Origin of the sequence: Alicyclobacillus macrosporangiidus CPP55 (assembly GCF_000702485.1) — a bacterium.
Classification (GTDB): domain Bacteria; phylum Bacillota; class Bacilli; order Alicyclobacillales; family Alicyclobacillaceae; genus Alicyclobacillus_H; species Alicyclobacillus_H macrosporangiidus_B.
Window position 1 is genome coordinate 2,896,750 of record NZ_JNIL01000001.1, and the last position, 15,299, is coordinate 2,912,048.

General features: G+C 65.7%; 20 protein-coding genes. 16 read left to right on the forward strand and 4 right to left on the reverse strand.

The features are described 5' to 3' along the window. Positions 1 to 45: 45 nt before the first annotated feature. Positions 46 to 1,236, forward strand: a complete 1,191-nt coding sequence (locus tag N687_RS0114410; protein ID WP_029422522.1) for a CaiB/BaiF CoA transferase family protein — start codon at positions 46 to 48, stop codon at positions 1,234 to 1,236. A 107-nt stretch (positions 1,237 to 1,343) separates the two neighbouring features. On the opposite strand, the gene N687_RS24480 is transcribed toward N687_RS0114410, so the two are convergent. After that, the gene (locus N687_RS24480; RefSeq protein ID WP_029422523.1) at positions 1,344 to 1,541 is read right to left on the reverse strand and encodes a hypothetical protein; all 198 of its coding nucleotides are present in this window, start codon (positions 1,539 to 1,541) and stop codon (positions 1,344 to 1,346) included. Between the two features lie 124 nt (positions 1,542 to 1,665). On the opposite strand from N687_RS24480, the gene N687_RS22380 reads away from it, so the two are divergent. Continuing rightward, entirely contained in the window at positions 1,666 to 2,505 is an 840-nt protein-coding gene (locus N687_RS22380) for a DUF190 domain-containing protein (RefSeq protein WP_029422524.1), read from the forward strand. Between the two features lie 70 nt (positions 2,506 to 2,575). Here the strand turns inward: N687_RS22380 and N687_RS0114425 are convergent, their stop codons facing one another. Continuing rightward, complete coding sequence (locus N687_RS0114425; RefSeq protein WP_029422525.1) at positions 2,576 to 3,313, reverse strand: hypothetical protein; 738 nt, start codon at positions 3,311 to 3,313, stop codon at positions 2,576 to 2,578. Positions 3,314 to 3,524: 211 nt separating this feature from the next. On the opposite strand from N687_RS0114425, the gene acpS reads away from it, so the two are divergent. The 10 genes from acpS (at position 3,525) to N687_RS0114480 (ending at position 11,249) form a co-directional block, all read left to right on the forward strand. Beyond that, positions 3,525 to 3,896, forward strand: a complete 372-nt coding sequence (gene acpS / locus N687_RS0114430; RefSeq protein ID WP_231493489.1) for a holo-ACP synthase — start codon at positions 3,525 to 3,527, stop codon at positions 3,894 to 3,896. Positions 3,897 to 4,066: 170 nt separating this feature from the next. Next, positions 4,067 to 5,524 (forward strand): bifunctional ADP-dependent NAD(P)H-hydrate dehydratase/NAD(P)H-hydrate epimerase, encoded by a 1,458-nt coding sequence (locus N687_RS0114435; RefSeq protein ID WP_035462332.1) that lies wholly within the window; start codon positions 4,067 to 4,069, stop codon positions 5,522 to 5,524. A 38-nt stretch (positions 5,525 to 5,562) separates the two neighbouring features. Further along, entirely contained in the window at positions 5,563 to 6,558 is a 996-nt protein-coding gene (locus N687_RS0114440; protein ID WP_029422528.1) for a LolA family protein, read from the forward strand. A 371-nt stretch (positions 6,559 to 6,929) separates the two neighbouring features. After that, positions 6,930 to 7,208 carry a CopG family ribbon-helix-helix protein gene (locus N687_RS0114450; RefSeq protein ID WP_029422529.1) on the forward strand — a complete coding sequence of 93 codons (279 nt, stop codon included), beginning with the start codon at positions 6,930 to 6,932 and terminating at the stop codon, positions 7,206 to 7,208. 4 nt (positions 7,209 to 7,212) lie between these two features. Then, positions 7,213 to 7,563: a type II toxin-antitoxin system PemK/MazF family toxin gene (locus N687_RS0114455; protein WP_029422530.1), complete on the forward strand. Its 351-nt coding sequence runs from the start codon at positions 7,213 to 7,215 to the stop codon at positions 7,561 to 7,563. 37 nt (positions 7,564 to 7,600) lie between these two features. Then, positions 7,601 to 8,854, forward strand: a complete 1,254-nt coding sequence (locus N687_RS0114460) for an adenosylhomocysteinase (RefSeq protein WP_029422531.1) — start codon at positions 7,601 to 7,603, stop codon at positions 8,852 to 8,854. 58 nt (positions 8,855 to 8,912) lie between these two features. Continuing rightward, positions 8,913 to 9,665 (forward strand): gamma-glutamyl-gamma-aminobutyrate hydrolase family protein, encoded by a 753-nt coding sequence (locus tag N687_RS0114465; protein WP_029422532.1) that lies wholly within the window; start codon positions 8,913 to 8,915, stop codon positions 9,663 to 9,665. Between the two features lie 39 nt (positions 9,666 to 9,704). Further along, positions 9,705 to 10,646, forward strand: coding sequence for an alpha/beta hydrolase (locus tag N687_RS0114470; RefSeq protein ID WP_051663285.1), 942 nt, complete (start codon positions 9,705 to 9,707; stop codon positions 10,644 to 10,646). Positions 10,647 to 10,764: 118 nt separating this feature from the next. After that, on the forward strand, positions 10,765 to 10,995 hold the full coding sequence (locus tag N687_RS0114475) for a DUF1659 domain-containing protein (protein ID WP_035462335.1): 231 nt from the start codon (positions 10,765 to 10,767) through the stop codon (positions 10,993 to 10,995). A gap of 35 nt (positions 10,996 to 11,030) precedes the next feature. Continuing rightward, entirely contained in the window at positions 11,031 to 11,249 is a 219-nt protein-coding gene (locus N687_RS0114480) for a DUF2922 domain-containing protein (protein WP_029422535.1), read from the forward strand. Between the two features lie 171 nt (positions 11,250 to 11,420). Here the strand turns inward: N687_RS0114480 and N687_RS24485 are convergent, their stop codons facing one another. Further along, positions 11,421 to 11,672 carry a DUF1450 domain-containing protein gene (locus N687_RS24485; RefSeq protein ID WP_029422536.1) on the reverse strand — a complete coding sequence of 84 codons (252 nt, stop codon included), beginning with the start codon at positions 11,670 to 11,672 and terminating at the stop codon, positions 11,421 to 11,423. Positions 11,673 to 11,688: 16 nt separating this feature from the next. Continuing rightward, positions 11,689 to 12,294 (reverse strand): DedA family protein, encoded by a 606-nt coding sequence (locus N687_RS0114490; protein WP_029422537.1) that lies wholly within the window; start codon positions 12,292 to 12,294, stop codon positions 11,689 to 11,691. A 131-nt stretch (positions 12,295 to 12,425) separates the two neighbouring features. Here N687_RS0114490 and N687_RS0114495 point away from each other — a divergent pair, with 131 nt between their 5' ends. From N687_RS0114495 to tsaE, 4 genes are all read left to right on the forward strand, one after another. Continuing rightward, entirely contained in the window at positions 12,426 to 13,298 is an 873-nt protein-coding gene (locus N687_RS0114495) for a hypothetical protein (protein ID WP_035462339.1), read from the forward strand. A gap of 152 nt (positions 13,299 to 13,450) precedes the next feature. Continuing rightward, positions 13,451 to 13,786 (forward strand): amidohydrolase family protein, encoded by a 336-nt coding sequence (locus N687_RS0114500; protein ID WP_029422539.1) that lies wholly within the window; start codon positions 13,451 to 13,453, stop codon positions 13,784 to 13,786. Next, positions 13,777 to 14,796 (forward strand): thiamine-phosphate kinase, encoded by a 1,020-nt coding sequence (thiL, locus tag N687_RS0114505; protein WP_035462342.1) that lies wholly within the window; start codon positions 13,777 to 13,779, stop codon positions 14,794 to 14,796. Before N687_RS0114500 ends, thiL begins: the two co-directional genes overlap by 10 nt. Next, positions 14,793 to 15,299, forward strand: a complete 507-nt coding sequence (tsaE, locus tag N687_RS0114510) for a tRNA (adenosine(37)-N6)-threonylcarbamoyltransferase complex ATPase subunit type 1 TsaE (RefSeq protein WP_197029292.1) — start codon at positions 14,793 to 14,795, stop codon at positions 15,297 to 15,299. The genes thiL and tsaE overlap by 4 nt, the downstream gene beginning before the upstream one ends.

Genomic DNA, 15,299 nt, shown 5'->3' on the forward strand with positions numbered 1-15,299 from the left:
CTTCAGGGCGGCGACAATCGGGGACATACGGAGGGAGAGAAACCGGTGGGGTATCTGAGCGACATCACCATCATCGACCTGACGCGCATTTTGAGCGGCCCGTTCTGCACGATGTACTTCGCCGACATGGGGGCGAACGTCATCAAGGTCGAGCCGCCCGGCGGGGACGACACCCGCACCTGGGGGCCGCCGTTCATCGAGGGCGAGAGCGCCTACTTTCTCAGCATCAACCGGAACAAGCGGAGCATCGTGTTGGATCTGAAGAGCGACCAGGGCAAATCGGTCCTGCGCCGGCTGATCGCGAAGGCGGACGTGGTGGTCGAGAACTTCCGCCCGGGGACCTTGGAGCGGCTGGGCTTCGGGTTTGAGGAGCTGAAGCGGATCAACCCGCGCATCATCCTCGCGTCCATCTCCGGATTCGGGCAGACGGGGCGTTACCGGGATGAACCGGGGTACGACGTGATCGCCCAGGGGATGGGCGGGCTGATGTCGGTCACCGGGGAGCCGGACGGCCCGCCGGTGAAGCCGGGCTTCTCGCTGGCCGACGTGGGAGCCGGGATGTGGGCCATCATCGGCATCCTGACGGCGCTGCATCACCGCGACAGGACCGGTGAGCCGCAGTGGGTGGACGCGTCGCTGCTGGAGACGATGATCTCGATGCAGACTTACATCGCGGGCAACTTCTTCGCCAGCGGCAAGAACCCGCGCCCCTTGGGCAGCGCGCATCCGAACATCTGCCCGTATCAGGCGTTCCCGGCCAGCGACGGGTACTTCAACCTGGCCGTGGGGAACGACAAGATGTGGCGCCAGTGCTGTGAGGCCATCGGGGAGCCGCAATGGGCGGAGGACGAGCGATTCCGCACCAACCCGGACCGGGTGGTGAACCGCGACGTTTTGATCCCGATGCTCGAGCAGAAGTTCCGCCAGCGGACAGTGCGCGAGTGGGTGGATCTCTTCCGCAGCATCCGGATCCCGTGCGGCCCCATTTACAGGCTCTCGGAGCTGTACGACGATCCGTACGTGATCGAGCGCGAGATGGTCAAGACGGTGGAGCACCCGACGGCGGGCACCGTCAAGACGGTCGGCGTGCCGGTGAAGTTTCACCACGGCGAAGGGGGCGTCCGCCCGTTTGCGGCGCCGCCTCTGCTCGGCCAGCACACGGAGGAAGTGCTGCGCGAATTCGGCATCCTGGAGGAGGAGATCCGGGCGGTCGCTGGCGAGAAGCCTGGGAAGTGATTGGGATTGGGCCACCCCCTGGGGTGGCCTTTTTGCATGGGGGCGACGTGTGGAAACCGCTGGTTGGAGGGAAACTGGAAAGCAGTGCAATGGATGCCGGTGACCGGTCACGTCTGCGGCGCATACAATCCGTCACTGAGCAGAAAGACCGCTCCGATGCAGGCGCCCACCAGCAGCCAGCCGAGGCGGGCCCGGCGTGTCATGGGCTGCGTGCGCCCGGGGAGGGTGGCGGCGAATGCGGTGACCACCACTGCGGACAGCGGGATGAAGGACAGGCGGATGAGCAGATGGACCAGATTGTGCAACGGCGAGCCCTCCCTCGATGGCATAGGGGTGGCCGGCCTGGGTGGGCCTGCCGTGACCTATTGTGCCACAGTTGCGCATACGTTTCAGCAAGGTGCGCACGCGTTGGAGAAGGGGAGTCCTCGCATGGGCGAGTATGAGGCGCAGCAGTGGACGGTCCTCCAGGTCGGTTTGTGGAACGGCGCCATCACGGGCGCCCGCGGACGGCTGCTGTACCGGGCGATCCTGCGCAGCGCTCTGGATGCCGGGATTCGAGGCGGCACGGCATGGATCGGCATCGAGGGCGGCCATGGCCGGGGGGCGTTTCGCAGTGTGGAGAGTGAGGTGGCATCCAACGAATTGCCCGTGATGTTGGCGTTTGTCGATCACGCTCTGCCCATCGCCCGCTGGTTGCCGGATCTGCGCACGATGGTGGACACACATGGCGTCGTGGTGAGCGACGACGCATCGGTGTGGTTCAGGGTGCTCGGGAGCGGAGGACGGGATGGCCGCACGGGCAGCCGGACCGGTGATACGCCGCAAGGCGCGCCACGCGACGCGTCCCGGGATGCCCTGAGACCGTCCGGCGATGTATCCGGTGACGCGTCGGATGGTGAAGACGCGCCGTCCCGTGACGACTCCGGCGGCCGCGCGTCTCGCGGCGACGGAGCGGACGAAGGGTTGATGGTACAGGTATACACCGTGGAAGGAAGGACGCTTCAGGGCAAGCCGGTGTATCAGGCCGTGGCGGAGTTTTTGCGCAAGCGGGGCGTGCTGTGGGTGTACACCACGCGCGGCCTGACGGGGTTCGGGGAGCAACGGCGGGTCCATGAACCGCAGTGGTTGCTGCGGGCGCACGATGCCCCGGTGATGGTGACCGCACTCGATCGCCAAGACCGGCTCGGACCCCACCTGCCAGGACTTGTTCAGTTTGTCGGTCACGAGGGGTTGGTCGTCAGCCGCAGCGTGCGCTGGCACCACCCCTGACCGCCATCCAGGCGGAAGCCCGGCAGCGGCGCACCGGGGCTGGAGAAGGCGGTTCAAATGCCCTCCGGCGTCAGGAGGAAAGATGCAGGCCGGCGCGCTCTTCCCACCGCGAGAAGTAGAGATAGCGCGCTGCCACCATGTGCAGTACCCAGGCCATGAAGACGCTGTACACGATGCCGAGGACGAGCAGCCCCCAGCTCGGCAGTTCGGCCGAGACCGCCAGGCAGGCCCCGGTCGCCGCGGCCATCACGGCGCCGAACGGGAGCATCGGCGCGAAGCCGCCTAACAGGGCCCCCGCTGCCGATTGGATGGCCTCGCGCATCGCCGGTTCGCACACCAGCGCCACGTCTCCAAACAGGAATACGAACCGGGCGAGCAGAACCACTACAGACAGGAGCGCGGCCAGGGCCGGCAGCGCCTGGGCGATGCCCACCGCGGTGAGGCCGAGGGCGGTCCAAAGGAGGTTCCACGTCAACAGGCGCCAGAAGCTCCGGGCGGCGTCGGCCAAAAAGGTGGACAAGCCAGCCGGTTGTCCGGTGTCGATCCGCACCAATACCCCGTAAAATCCGCCGGTGAGAAAGACCTGAAAGAGCAGCACCAAAAACGGAAAGGCCCAGTGCACGCCGGTCGCGGGATGGATGAAGTTCCACAGGCTCGGGAAGCCCGTCGGCAGGGTGAGCAGCTGCAGGCGTCCGCCCGGCGCCGTGAGGCCCACCTGGGCCCACCGGAGATACAGCCAGGAGAGGGCGCTGAATGCCGCGGCGAGCGCCGCGAGGCTGAGAAACGCGCGCCAGAAACGCTTGACCACGGGAGATTCACTCCTTGTCGGGAGGCTCGCAGCGAACGATGTCTTCGTCTCATTCTACCCAACCGGCTCTCGTCACAAAAGAGGACAGGCCTGAAAAGGGGAACAGGCGGGAAAAGATCAGATCTCTTGCGGGGCGAGGGCGGGTTTGTCGTTCGACCCGTGCCCCGGTGCGGGTCCGTGCTGGCGTGAGGGAAAGGAGAGATCAGAACTGTTGCGAGGGATTGGCAGCGATGTGGTGGAGATCCGCCGCGTGGAACAGGCCCTGGCCAGACACGGGGAACGTTTCATGGCGCGGGTGTTGAGCCCCGGGGAGCGCTTGGAGGCGGATGTCCTCCCGGCGGCGCGGCGGGTGGAGTTCATCGCCGGGCGATTCGCGGCGAAGGAAGCGGTGGCCAAGGCCCTGGGGTGCGGCATCGGGCGGCTGGGCATGCCGTCGGTGGGCATCGTGCTGGAGGACACAGGCCTCGTGGCCCGTTTTTCCGCCTGGCCTGCGGGCGTGGCGCCCATCGGGCGCGTGCTTGTCAGCATTACCCACACCCGTGAACTGGCCTTCGCGGTGGCGGTTTGGGACCAGGACGGCTGAACCCGGTTCAGCCGGAGCCGGTCCGAGCTGAGTGCGGTCCGAGAAGAGTCTGGGCCGAGCAGAGCCGAGTGCGATCCGAGCTGAGCGCGGACGATGGGACCGGCAGGGGGATTGTACTATCCGTGGGACGGGCGGAATATAACTATACCAATCCTCGGGGAGGGTACCGAGTGTTTCTGCTCACCAGCGAACAGATGCAAGAACGAGACAGACACACCATCACAACACTGCGTGTACCCGGTTTGGTGTTGATGGATCACGCGGGGCGGGCCATCGCGCAGGCGGTCCGATCCCAACGGCCGCAGCGGGTCACCGTGGTCTGCGGCAAGGGCAACAACGGGGGCGACGGCTGGGCGTGCGCGCGCTGGTTGCATCACTGGGGGTTCCGGGTGACGGTGGTCAGCGTGATCGATCCCGGACAGTTGCGGGGCGAAGCCGCTCAGGCGGCCGAGATGGCCATCGCGAGCGGGGTTCCCTACCAAGTCTATTCGGACGGGGATCCGCTTCCGGAAGCCGACGTCTTTGTGGACGCTCTGCTCGGGACCGGAGCGGCTCGGCCGCTGGAGGGCACGATGCGCCGGTTGGCCGAACAGATGAATCAGCAGTCGCCTTGGACCGTGGCGGCAGACGTACCGACGGGCGTGGATGCGAGCACCGGGGAAGTGCCAACGGTGGCGGTGCGGGCAGATGTGACCGTCTGCCTGGCCGCGCAGAAACTCGGCACCGCCGTCACACCCGGATGCCTGTACGCGGGACGGGTGGAGGTGGCCGACATCGGGATCCCATTGGATCCGGTTGCACCGTATGCCGCCTGGGTGCGCGAGGAGGACGTCCGCCGTGCGATTGCCCCGCGGCGCCCTGAGACCCACAAGGGCAGTTTCGGCCGCGTCGGGGTTCTGGCCGGACCGATGCCGGGCGCCGCGGTGTTGGCCGGTCTTGGGGCTGCGCGGGCAGGCGCAGGATTGGTGGTGTTCGGGGCCGAGTTTCCGGTGTCCGTCGCGGTGCCGGTGGAGTTCGTCCTGCGAGACACCCTCCAGGGGGAGGCGTGGTACCGGGACTGCCAGGCGGTGGTCGTGGGTCCCGGGCTCGGGGACCGGGACGCGGACCGGGAGCGGGCCCGCCGTGTCCTGGAGGGCCACGGCGGTCCTGGCGTGATCGACGCGGACGGACTGCCTCTGGCGCTCGAGGCGGGCCGTGCCCTGGACACCTGGGTGCTCACGCCACACCCGAAGGAGTGCGCCCGCCTGCTGGGGTGGACCACAGACCGGGTCCAGACCTCACGGCTGGCGGCGGCCCAGGCATTGGCCCAGCGTACCGGAGCGGTGGTGGTGCTCAAAGGCTATCGGACCATCATTGCGGACGCCCGCGGCCGCATCCGTGTGAATCCGACCGGTCATGCCGCGCTGGCCACCGCCGGAACGGGCGACGTGCTCGCTGGCATTATCGGCGGCTTGTTGGCCCAGGGCGCCGACCCGTTTACGGCGGCGTGCGCCGGTGTCTGGCTACACGGCCGGGCCGGGGAGTTCGCCGGGGAACAGGTGGGATCGATCAGCACCGTGGCGTCGGATGTGGTCGAAAACATTTCCCGAGCAATTTCGTCCTGCTTCGACACATCGTCCGGGGGATAGCAGGTTGTGGGTGTTCGTCCAGAAAGGCGAGGTGGAGTATGCGTAAGGTCAGTGGAATGTTGGTCGCGGTGGGACTGGCGGCGGCGTTGGCCGCCGGGTGTGGTGCGCCTTCCAAGGATGCGATGAACGCAAAGCTACAGACCCAGCAGGAGAAGCTAAGCGCCAGCAACTATCAGAGCACGGCCAAGATGACGGTGCAGATGGAGAACGGATCGCAGACGTACTACATCGAGACGGACTACGATTCGCCGGAAGTCTACAAAATCTCCTTGGGGGACGCGAACAAGAACATCAATCAGATCATCGTGCGCAACGGCAGCGGCATGTTCGTGGTCAGCCCGACGCTGCAAAAGGTGTTTCGCTTCAACGGCAACTGGGCGCAGAATCAGGGGCACATCTACCTGTACGACCAAATTTTGCACCAACTCTCCACATCACCGGACGTGAAGGTGGCCAAGAAAGGAGACGTGTACACCTTCACGATGCCCATCACGCCAGAGAACGACATCGTCGCCAAACAACAGGTGGACCTGAGTGTGAACACCCTGGAACCGAAGAAAGTGGTGTTGTACGACAAGGACAACAAGGCCGTCGTGACCATCGAGTTCACCTCCTTCAAGACGGGCGTCAAGTATCAGCAGGCCGACTTCGATCCGCAGAAGTTGGCGTCGTCCGGCGCGGTCAAGACGACCACGGTGCAGGACAACCAGTTCACCTTCGTCGAACCCCAGGAGATCCTGGGCGACAAGCAGGACCTGTCCGATCAGCTGTCGGCCACGGATTGGCTGCTCCGCTACACGGGGCCGTACGACTTCACGCTCGAGGAGTGGCGCCCAGATCCCGGCGTGGCCGGCGTCCCGGGCGGGAAGTTGGTCGATCTGTTCGGCGTCCCGGCGGTCCTTGCCGGTTCAGCGAACGCGCAACGCCTGATGTGGATTCACAATGGCGTGCAATTCTCGCTGACCAGCGACAAGCTATCATTGGATCAGATGAAACAGGTGGCCATCTCCACCTTCGGACAGGTGGGCAAGTGAATGAGATGAGGGGCGTGCCGCTGCGCTCCTGCGCGAAAGCGAGCCGCTTCGCAGCACGCCCCTCATCCTCGCTCGACATGTTTCGCCGTTTCGTGCGCGGATGGCGGGGCGTACACCTATCCGCGCGCCGGTCAGGGGCGGACGGAGCGTGGCGGGGATTGCCATTGTCCGCCTTCCCCTCATCGTTCACAATGAGGGGGTTGCCAAGCTTCCGACCACCGTGCCGACGTGCAACGCAAAGACCGAAGGCGCTTGGTGCGTATGGTGGCGTCTGACCACCGTGGCCGATTTTTGACAGCCGCTTTTCGGCACCGATATAATACCGGTTGTACGCATCGGTCAGGGTTACGTTCCGCATGGAGGTGCCGCGCGTGTCCAATGTGAATACGAAGCGAGTCGTCGTCAACATCCCCCAGCAACTGCTCGAGCAGGTGGATGGCATCGCTCTTCGCGCCCAGACCAATCGCAGTGAGATCATCCGGGAAGCGATGCGGCGATACGTCACGGAACACTGGAAGGCCGACATCCGCACCGCGATGCAACAGGGCTACCTGGAGATGGCGCGCATCAACTTGCGCATCGCTTCGGAAGCGTTTCCATTGGAACAAGAGGCCGGGGGTACCGTGGAGCGACTGGTGAGCGGGGTGTAACAGCTTGAACGTCAAGCGGGGGGACATCTTTTTTGCCGATCTCTCGCCGGTGGTCGGCTCTGAACAGGGCGGCTTCCGGCCGGTTCTCGTGATCCAGAACGACATCGGGAACCGGTTTAGCCCCACCGTGATCGTCGCGGCCATTACGGCCCAGATTCAGAAGGCGAAATTGCCGACGCATGTCGAAATTTCCGCAAGCCAGAGCGGCCTGGAGCGGGACTCCGTGATCCTGCTCGAACAGATCCGCACCATCGACAAGCAACGCCTCACCGATAAGATCACCCACCTCGACGAACACATGATGAAGCGCGTCAATGAAGGACTGATGATTAGCCTGGGCTTGGTGGATTTGTGACCGCCCGGGCCGCCCATGTGTGGAAGGAGTTGCAGCCTTGAATCCCGTGCATGATTCGGAGATCCGGGACATCGCATTGGCGCCGGAGGGGCGCCGCAAGATCGATTGGGCGTCTGCGCATATGCCGCTGCTGGCCCAACTGCGTGAACAGTTCCAGCGGGAGCGGCCCTTCGCCGGCAAGCGCGTTGCCATCTGCCTGCATCTGGAGGCGAAGACGGCGAACCTGGCGCTGTTGGTACAGGCGGGCGGCGCCGAGGTGGCGGTCGCAGCCAGCAATCCGCTGTCGACCCAGGATGACGTGGTGGCGGCGCTGGTGGACGCCGGCGTGACGGCGTACGCGTGGCGCGGGGCGACGGACGACGAGTACCACCGGCATCTCCAGCGGTTGCTCGACTTTCATCCGGAGGCCATCATCGATGACGGCGGAGATCTGATCACCACACTGCATCGGGATCGACCGGAGCAGTTGGCAGAGGTCCGCGGCGGCTGCGAGGAGACGACGACGGGCATCCTGCGGCTGCGCGCGATGGAGGCAGAGGGGGCCCTGAAGGTCCCGATGATGGCGGTGAACGACGCCTACTGCAAGTACCTGTTCGACAACCGTTACGGCACGGGTCAGTCGGTGTGGGACGGCATCATGCGGACCACGAACCTGTTGGTGGCGGGCAAGACGGCGGTGGTGGTCGGTTACGGCTGGTGCGGCAAAGGCGTCGCCATGCGGGCGAAGGGACTGGGGGCCCGCGTCATCGTCTGCGAGATCGATCCCATCCGCGCCCTCGAGGCGGTCATGGACGGTTTCACCGTCATGCCGGTGGTGGAGGCGGCCCGCCAGGGGGACTTTTTCGTGACGGTCACAGGCAACCGCGACTGCATCACGCGCACGGCCTTCGAGGTGATGAAGGACGGTGCGGTCCTGGCCAACGCGGGCCATTTCGACGTGGAGATTTCGAAGCCGGACCTGCGCGAGCTGGCGGTGTCGGTGCGCGAGGTACGGCATAACATTGAAGAGTACCGGATGCGCGACGGGCGCAGGCTGTATCTGCTGGCACAGGGCCGGTTGGTGAATCTGGCCTCGGGCGACGGCCATCCGGTGGAAGTGATGGACATGACGTTCGCGCTGCAGGCCCTCGCCCTGCGCGCGGTGGTGGAAGGGGATTTCGCGCCGGGGGTGCACCCCTTGCCGCGGGAGCTGGATGAGCGTGTGGCGCGGATGCGCCTGGCGGCCTGGGGCTTTTCGGTGGACGAGCTGACGCCGGCGCAGCGGGCGTACTTGGCCAGCTGGCAGGCGTGATGTCGCCGGTTTGCGCGCGCACCCAACCAGGTCTATCGGAGAGAAGGAGATGCAGGGTATGCGGCCTTTGATCGGCATCACGGGCACCAGGCATGTGATCCAGACCAGTTCACCGGCACCCGTCCTCATGGGCCTGGTCTGCTCGGACGACTACGCCAAGGGGGTGGAGGCCGCGGGCGGCATCCCGGTGATCATCCCGTATCTGACGGATGAGGAAGCCATCGAACGGCTCGCGGATCGCCTCGACGGCCTGCTCTTGGCGGGCGGCGAGGACGTCGATCCGAACCGGTTTGGCGAATCCCCTGTGGTGGGATTGGGACAGGTGGTGCCGGAGCGCGACGAGTTGGAGCTCGCCCTCATCGCGCAGGTGCGCCGCCGAAACAAACCCATCCTCGGCATCTGCCGGGGGATTCAGGTGTTGAACGTCGCCTTCGGCGGGACGCTGTACCAGGACCTGCCGCGCCAGTGGGGCGGGCGGATTCAACACAGCCAGAAAGCGCGCCGGGATCATCTCAGCCACAGCGTGCGGATCGAATCGGATAGCCGTCTGGCGGCGCTGTTCGGCGGCCGGACGGAGGTGCGATGCAACTCCTTCCACCACCAGGCGGTCAAGGATGTGGGGGACGGACTTCGGCCGGTGGCGTGGGATGAGGAAGGTTTGATTGAAGCGGTGGAAGGCGTGGACAGCGACACGTTTGTCGTCGCCGTGCAGTGGCACCCCGAAAACCTTTGGCAGCGTTGGCCGGAGCACCACGGGCTGTTCCGGGGCCTCGTGGAAGCCGCGGCTGAGCGACGCACAGCGTTGATCTGAGGCGGTCCGGGCGGGGGACCGCGGCGGAGGGGGCCGGTGATGACCGAAGGGAAGGCGGCACCAGTGGACGCGACCGCGACCACGGCCAGAGGGGTGCCGTGGAGGGCCATTGGCATGGCGGCCAAGCTCGTGATGGCCAGCACGGTTTCGGGCTGTTCTCCCGCGGGAGAACAGCCGGCCTCGCCGCCCAGTACCACGTCTTCCCGGCAATCGCAGCCTGGCGTGCATGCCATCTCCTTCTACAGCCCCGCGCTGAAAAAGAACATGGCCGTGGAAGTGTATCTGCCGCCCGGATACAACACCGCGAAGCGGTATCCGGTGCTGTATCTGTTTCACGGCAAGGACGGGCGCGCCGACACCTGGATGGACGGCGCCATCGGGATCAACCGCGCCGCCGATCAACTCATCACGAGCGGCCAGATCCAACCGCTCATCATCGTCTCGCCTCAGATGGATAACGGATACGGCATCAACACCGCCGCTACCGCCACTGCCGTGGGGGGTTACAACCGCGGCATGTACGAGGACTACATCACCCGCGACCTCGTTCCCTACATAGACAGCCACTACAGCACCGCTGCCGATTCCGCCCACCGGTACATCGGCGGGCTTTCCATGGGCGGGTTTGCAGCCTTGCACGACGCGTTCTTGCATCCCGATCTGTTCTCGAAGGTGGGTGTCATCAGTGCAGCCCTGTGGGTGGGGGAGCCGCCTGCCGAGTTGAGGTGGATTTATCCCGACCGCGCGACACAGGCGGCCAGAGATCCGATCACCATCGCCGCCCACCGCAATCTGGGCAGCTTGTCCATTCTCATGATTGAGGGGAAAAGCGATCCGTTTCTCGCGGCGGATCGAACGCTCGACCACACGCTCCAAGCACACGGCGATCACGTCGTGTACCGCGAATACCCTGGTGGCCACAATTACGGATTTTGGCGCGCACACGCGGCGGAGATGCTGGTATTCTTCGCCGGCAAGTAGCCGGACCTCGCCCTCTGCGACGCCGTCAAGTCCCCGCTCAGGCTTGTCCCCCAAAGTGAAGCGCTGGGTGCATGGGGAAGGGTGCGCCGGGACGAGGCGCGGAAAGGAGGGAATCCGGATGGCGCAGGTCACTCCGCAGTCCTGTCACCTGCAGCTGCAGTTCCAGGTCGGCACCACCGCGAGCGGCATGCCGAAGATCCAGAACCGGAACTACACCAACGTGTCGCCCACGGCGTCCGATGACGACCTGTTGGCGGTCGGCCAAGCCCTCGCCGCCCTGTTCGATCTGCCGCTGCACGCCATTGCCCGCGTCGATCAGGACGCCATCGAACCCGGCCCGCAGGCGTAATGCGGGGACCACACACAGAGAGGAGGGAACGTTGAATGGCCACGAAGACGGTACTGCAGCTCGAGTTCCTGACGGACCAGAACAAGCGGGTGCGCATCACCATTCCGTCACCGAAGCAGCCGGTCGACGCGGCGGCGGTGCAGAACACCATGGACCTGATTGTCCAGAAGAACGTGTTCGCGTATCCGCAGGGCGTCATTGTGAAAAAGGCTGGCGCCACGCAGGTGGTGACGGATTCCACCGAGATCGCTTGACAGCAGCGTGATCGCCGCCGACGTCACGGGTCCGCCTCACACGCGGCGGACCCGGCCGTACACATGATGGACACCCCTTCACAGGCGACAGATGCCTCCGCGCACACCCCCAGGCCCTCCGGCATCACCGGAGGGCCTGCCCTGTGAGGTCACCGCCCGCATGCCCGTCTGTCACGGCACCTGGATGCCCGCTTCGATGCGCTGACGCACCGCTTCGCTCAGTGTCTCGGCATTCGCTGCCTCAAGGACCTCTTGGTCATTGATGAGAACAAATGGCTTGCGTACGCAGATGTGGCACAGGCCGAGACACGCCCAGCGCCGGAGCTGGACCTGGGGGAACAACTCCTTGGTCTCTTCCCAGACCCGTTGGCTTCCCAGGGGCAGGTTCCTGACACAGACCTCGATCTTCCGCACCTCTTCCACGTCTGCTTCCTCACCTTCATCCCTTCGCGGCGCGCCTGCGGTACAGCCACACCCCCGCTGCGGCGGCCACGGCGACGACGGCCGCCCCGGCCAGTATGGTGCGCGATCGCGCCAGGACATCGTCCACGTGATCGCCGAACCAATACCCGGCACCGAGCCATGCTGCGCACCACAACCCGGCGCCGATGCCAGTGTAGAGCACGAACGGCCGCCAGTCCATGCCACCGAGGCCCGCCACATAGGAGCTCACCGATCGGACGCCAGGGAGGAATCGGCCTGGTACCAACATCCACGGCCCCCACCGGTCCATCAGGCGGGTGGTTCGCATCATGCCGCGGTCGTTGAGCATCGCAAAACGCCCCCCGATGCCGTCGACGAAACGGGAGCCGAATCGCCGGGTGACCCAGAAGGCGATCCCGGCCGCGGTCAGGTAACCTGCGGTCCCGAACAACCACAAACCGCCCAGGTGCATCCGGTTTTGGGCGGCGAGAAAGCCGTAGAATGCGAGCGCCGCGTCCCCGGGGAAAGGCAACCCCAGTCCTTCTATGACCATCGCCACGTAGACACCGGGATACCCCCATCCGATGACGGTGTCGGCGAGGCCGCCGAACCATTCCAACACGGGCATCCTCCTCCACGTCTTATCCATACGACAGCGTCCAGGCGATGATGTCCAACCTATGAGGGCCAGGGCTCAAAACCTACTGCGAATGGTAGAATGGAGTGGGAATGGGTGGACGTGGATGCGGCATGATGGAAGCGAAACCGGACGGACGGAAGGCGGCCGGACAGGCGAAGACCGGGCAGGCGGCGGGGCAGGCCGCCGGGGGAGTGACGAATGGAACTGCGGCGGACCAGAAGGATGTCGTCGATCCAGATACCATTCGGCGACACTATGCAGACAATCATCTGAATGTCGTGAAGATACAGCCTTATCCCCGGTTCCACGGTGAATTGGTGACCTACAGCTACGGGGATCCCACCATCCCCGACCGATGGGACTGGTGGGGTCAAGACGGCAAGCCGTACCCGCTGCCGACTTCAAAATACTTCACCACGTTGATGGAGGTGCGTGACGACACGGACATCCTGCTGCTGGCCACCGGAGAGAACGACATCAACGCCGCGGTGGACTTCCCGTTCGTCATGCATTGCTATCGCACGGACACCAAATCGCCGTTCTTCGAGGTGGATGAACCGTACTATGCCCCGTTGAATCAACCCGAGTCTTTCGGAGACAAGAAGACGGAGAGGCTCAGCGAGGTTCGGCTGACGGTTGACGGTTTGCAGGCGGCATTCTCGCCCGTTCCGGGGAAGGAGAGTTCGTTCTGGGCCGGGGCGACGGGGATTCCCGATACGAAGACCTCGTACGACAAAGCGTCCGGCGAGATGACCATCCGTTTCCTGAACACGGCGTTGGCGCTGGACCCCAAGGGGCTCGGCGGCGTGCAGAACGAGTTCATCAACTCGGTTTCGGTGAACACCGACGGTGCGGACACGGTTTTGCACGTACGGCTGAAGCCGGAGGTGGGCTGGTACACCGCCAAGCGGATGTGGGTGGCGACATCCCAGTTCCGGTTGCCGTACGTTTGGTTCACGTTTGCAGTGGACCGACCTGATTTGTAGGAATGGGACGGGCCGGAGCGGCCGATGGATGCGCCGAGGGGGGTGTCACCGGGCAGCGTGTGGTCTCACCGAGTGTCTACCGGGTGGCTCGGTTTGGAGATGGCCCGCAACCTGATATGATATGGAAAACGGGCGAATTCAGGAGTGGAACCATGTTGTGGATACGGTTGCAATTCGGGGAGCGGTCGATGCGCCTGGACCTGACCGGCGTCGCGAGCAAAGCGGAGATGCTGGCGAGGATTCGGGCCTGGGCCCAGTCACTGGCACCGGATGCGTGGGTGGTGGGCGGCGGTTGGGATGACAACCGGTTTGCCGGTGGCGGGGACGTGCCGACCCTTGCAGAACTCGACGAGGCCGCCGGCGGGCGGCCACTGTTGCTTACGCGGGTCTGTCGTCATGTCCATCTCCGCGCCGCCAAGGTGCAGTACACCATTGTCGGCGGCGAGGTGGCGTACGCCGCGGACGGCAGGGCGGAGGGATGGGCTTGAACGGGCTGGACGAGTTCGGTCTCATCGAGCGGCTGGTGCAGCGGGTGCCGAGCACCGGACGCGCGGTGGTGACCGGGGTGGGGGACGACGCGGCGGTACTGGCGGTCGATCCCGGTGAACAGGTGTTGGTCAGCACGGACGCGATGGTCGACGGGGTGCATTTCCTCACCCGCACCATGGGATTCGTGGACGTGGGCTACAAGGCGGCCGCCTCGACCATCAGCGACATCGCGGCGATGGGCGGCGAGGCCCGGCACCTGGTGGTGGCGCTGGCCATCCCGGAGGCGGCCCGGCTGGCGGATCTGGAGGCACTTTATGACGGCATCGCCCTGGCCTGCCGGGACCACGGGGTCAGTGTCGTGGGTGGCGACGTGATCCGAACCGGAGGGCCGATGGTCGTCACCTGCACGGTGATCGGCGCGGTGCCGGCCGGACAGGCGGTGTTACGAAGCGGGGCGCGGCCGGGAGACGTGGTGTTCGTCACCGGCTGGGTCGGCGGATCGGGGGCCGGGTTGGCGCTCCTGCTCGACGGCACCCCGGTGGCGGGGGACGTGGCGGCAGAGTTGGTGGCGTGCCACCGGCGGCCGCGGGCCCAGTTGCTGGCCGGGGCCATCCTGCGCGGGGCCGGGGCGACGAGCCTCGACGACATCAGCGACGGCCTGGCCAATGAATTGAACGAGATCAGCCGCGCCAGCGGCGTCCGCCTGCGTATCCAGGCCGGGCGCGTGCCGGTCGCGCCTGCGGTGCGGGACTTCGCCCGCCAGCGCGGCGAGGACCCGCTGCGCTATGCCTGGTACGGCGGCGAGGACTACCAGTTGGTGGGGACGGCGCCGCCGTTCGCCTTCGCGCGGGCGTTGGCCCGCTGCGAGTCATCCGGCGTCAAGCTCACCCAGATTGGGCGCGTGGACGCGGGGGACGGCGTGATCGCCGAATACGAAGACGGGCGCTTGGAGGTGGTGGAGCCGAGGGGCTTCAACCACTTCGCGCCACGGGAGGCAAACGATCCGTGAAGGTGCAGCAGATGTCCATCACCAGCCGCGGGCCCGGGGAGACCCGCAGCCTGGGCGAGCGGTTGGGCGAGATCCTGCAGCCGGGGGACGTGATTTTGCTGTCGGGGGAGCTCGGCGCCGGAAAGACGACGTTCTGTAAGGGCGTGGCGGCGGGCCTCGGCGTGGCCGAGGAGGTGACGAGCCCCACCTTCACGTTGATCGCCGAGTATGAAGGACGTGTGCCATTGGTACACATGGACCTGTACCGGCTGTGGGAGGAATCCGGGACCCAGGCGGCCATGCAGGCCTTGGCGGACCTGGGCTGGGAGGATTACCTGGAATCGGACGCGGCGGTGTTAATTGAATGGGCGGGGCCGGCGGCGGACGGGGTGGAGGACGCCCTCGAGGTGGAGTTGGTGGCCGCGCCCCTGCCGCGCGTGGACGAACGGGAGTTGCGCTGCCGGGCGCGCGGGCCTCGCAGCCAGGCGCTGCTGGACGAGTGGGTGAAACGATGGCTGTTCTAG

Excerpts from the sequence above, each read along its gene's own strand:
- N687_RS22380 (WP_029422524.1), top strand. The coding sequence starts at position 1,666 with ATGGGCGAGTATGAGGCGCAGCAGTGGACGGTCCTCCAGGTCGGTTTG.
- N687_RS0114440 (WP_029422528.1), top strand. The coding sequence starts at position 5,563 with ATGCGTAAGGTCAGTGGAATGTTGGTCGCGGTGGGACTGGCGGCGGCG.
- N687_RS0114465 (WP_029422532.1), top strand. The coding sequence starts at position 8,913 with ATGCGGCCTTTGATCGGCATCACGGGCACCAGGCATGTGATCCAGACC.
- N687_RS0114470 (WP_051663285.1), top strand. The coding sequence starts at position 9,705 with ATGACCGAAGGGAAGGCGGCACCAGTGGACGCGACCGCGACCACGGCC.
- N687_RS0114475 (WP_035462335.1), top strand. The coding sequence starts at position 10,765 with ATGGCGCAGGTCACTCCGCAGTCCTGTCACCTGCAGCTGCAGTTCCAG.
- N687_RS0114480 (WP_029422535.1), top strand. The coding sequence starts at position 11,031 with ATGGCCACGAAGACGGTACTGCAGCTCGAGTTCCTGACGGACCAGAAC.
- N687_RS0114495 (WP_035462339.1), top strand. The coding sequence starts at position 12,426 with ATGGAAGCGAAACCGGACGGACGGAAGGCGGCCGGACAGGCGAAGACC.
- N687_RS0114500 (WP_029422539.1), top strand. The coding sequence starts at position 13,451 with ATGTTGTGGATACGGTTGCAATTCGGGGAGCGGTCGATGCGCCTGGAC.
- thiL (WP_035462342.1), top strand. The coding sequence starts at position 13,777 with ATGGGCTTGAACGGGCTGGACGAGTTCGGTCTCATCGAGCGGCTGGTG.